The organism is Actinocorallia lasiicapitis, from assembly GCF_054778695.1.
In genome coordinates this window covers 1-2,097 of sequence record NZ_BAAGZI010000623.1, presented here as the reverse complement: position 1 = coordinate 2,097, position 2,097 = coordinate 1, and the positions used below count along the sequence as shown (strand labels likewise).

General features: G+C 73.7%; 1 protein-coding gene. It reads right to left on the bottom strand.

Annotated features, from left to right (window positions below; all coding sequences use genetic code 11):
* Positions 1-2,097, bottom strand: a 2,097-nt coding sequence (locus tag ACYVE7_RS33035; RefSeq protein WP_460370388.1) for a type I polyketide synthase, incomplete at both ends; no start/stop codon positions are given.

Here is a 2,097-nt window from a genome sequence, read left to right as displayed (position 1 = left end):
CTGGCGTGGCGGCAGGACGAGCGGCGCGTGCAGCGTCGTCTCGGCGACCTGGGCGCAGCCGGTCACGGCCGCGGCGTGCAGGGCGAGCTCGATGAAGGCCGCGGCGGGCAGTAGAACGGACCCGGCGACGGTGTGGTCGGCGAGCCACGGTGCGTTCCGCACCGACAGCCGTCCCGTCAGCAGGAACCCGCCGTCGGGCAGTTCGGTGACGGCGCCCAGCAGCGGGTGTTCGGCGGGGTCCAGGCCGAGGGCGGCGGCCGCGCCGATCGGGGCGGGCGGCGCCAGCCAGAACCGTTCGTGCTGGAAGGCGTAGGTGGGCAGGTCGACGCGGCGGGCACCGGGGAGGACGGCGTCCCACCGGACGTCCGCGCCGCCGGTGAACGCCGTGCCCAGTGCCGTCAGGACGCTGAGGGCTTCGGGCCGTCCGGAGCGCAGCGCCGTGCCGAAGGACGCGCCGGGCAGGTCGTCGGCCGACGCTTGGGCGAGGGCCGTCAAGACGGGGTCGGGGCCGAGCTCCAGGAAGGTCGTGACGCCCTGGGCGCGCAGGGTCTCCAGCCCGTCGTGGAAGCGCACCGCCGCACGGATGTGGCGCGTCCAGTATTCGGGCGTGGTGACGGAACCGTCGGCGAGGCCCCCGGTGAGGTTGGAGACGATCGGGAGCGAGGGCGGCCGGAAAGTGAGGGTGCTGGCGACGTCGTGGAACGCCTCCAGCGCACCGTCCATATGCGGGGAGTGGAAGGCGTGGCTGACCGTCAGCCGCCGCGACTTCTCAAAGCCCGCGGCGATCGCCAGCACGGCATCCTCATCACCCGAGATCACCACGGAGCGGGCACCGTTGACCGCCGCGACCGCGACCCGGTCCTCCACCCCGTCCAGCGCGGCCAGGGCCTCTTCCTCGGAGGCGGGCAGCGCGACCATCGCCCCGCCGACGGGCAGTGCCTGCATCAGCCGGGCCCTTGCGGCGACCAGCGCGCACGCGTCCGCGAGATCCAGAATCCCGGCGACGTGCGCGGCCGCCAGCTCCCCGACCGAATGACCCAGCACCAGATCAGGCGTCAGCCCCCACGATGCGAACAGCCGGAACAACGCCACTTCCAGCGCGAACAGTGAGGTCTGCGCGTACACCGTCCGGTGCAGCAGCGGGCCGTCCTCAGCGAACATCACCTCGCGCAGCGGACGCTCCACGTGACCGGCAAGACGGGCATCCAACAGCGCGCACACCTCGTCCAGGGCAGCGGAGAACACCGGATACGTCGCGTACAGCTCCCGACCCATCCCCGCACGCTGCGCCCCCTGACCGGTGAACAGGAACGCCAGCCGTCCACCGGCCGAGACCCCCTGCACGACCCTCGGCGACATCGCGCCGCGCGCCAGGTCGGCCAGCCCGCTCAGCAGCTCCTCCCGGTCCTCGCCGACCACCACGGCGCGCTGTTCCAGGCCAGCGCGGGTGGTCCCCAGAGCGATCCCAACATCCTGGACACTCAGCTCCCGACGCTCCACCACGTGGGCGCGGAGCCGTTCGGCCTGCGCCCGGAGGGCGGCCTCGCTCGACGCCGACACCGCCCACGGCACCGGCCCCACCGCAGCCCTCTCCCCCGCGGCCTCGACCTCCACAAGCCCGACCTCCGCAGGGGGCGCTTGCTCGACGATGACGTGCGCGTTGGTGCCGCTGATCCCGAACGACGAGACGCCGGCCCGGCGTGGGCGGGCGGTTTCGGGCCACTCGCGTGCTTCCGTCAGCAGTCGTACCGTGCCGGCCGTCCAATCCACCTGGGGGGACGGCTCGTCGGCGTGCAGGGTTCGGGGTAGGGAGCCGTGGCGCATCGCCTCGACCATCTTGATGACGCCGCCCACGCCGGCGGCGGCCTGGGAGTGGCCGATGTTCGACTTCAGCGAGCCCAGCCACAACGGTTCCCCGGCGCGGTCGCGGCCGTAGGCCGCCATCAGCGCCCGCACCTCGATCGGGTCGCCGAGCCGCGTTCCCGTGCCGTGGCCTTCCACCGCGTCGACCTCGCCCGCCGACAGGCCGGCGCTCCCCAGCGCCTGGCGGATCACCCGCTCCTGGGCGCGGCCGTTCGGCGCGGTCAGGCCGTTGGA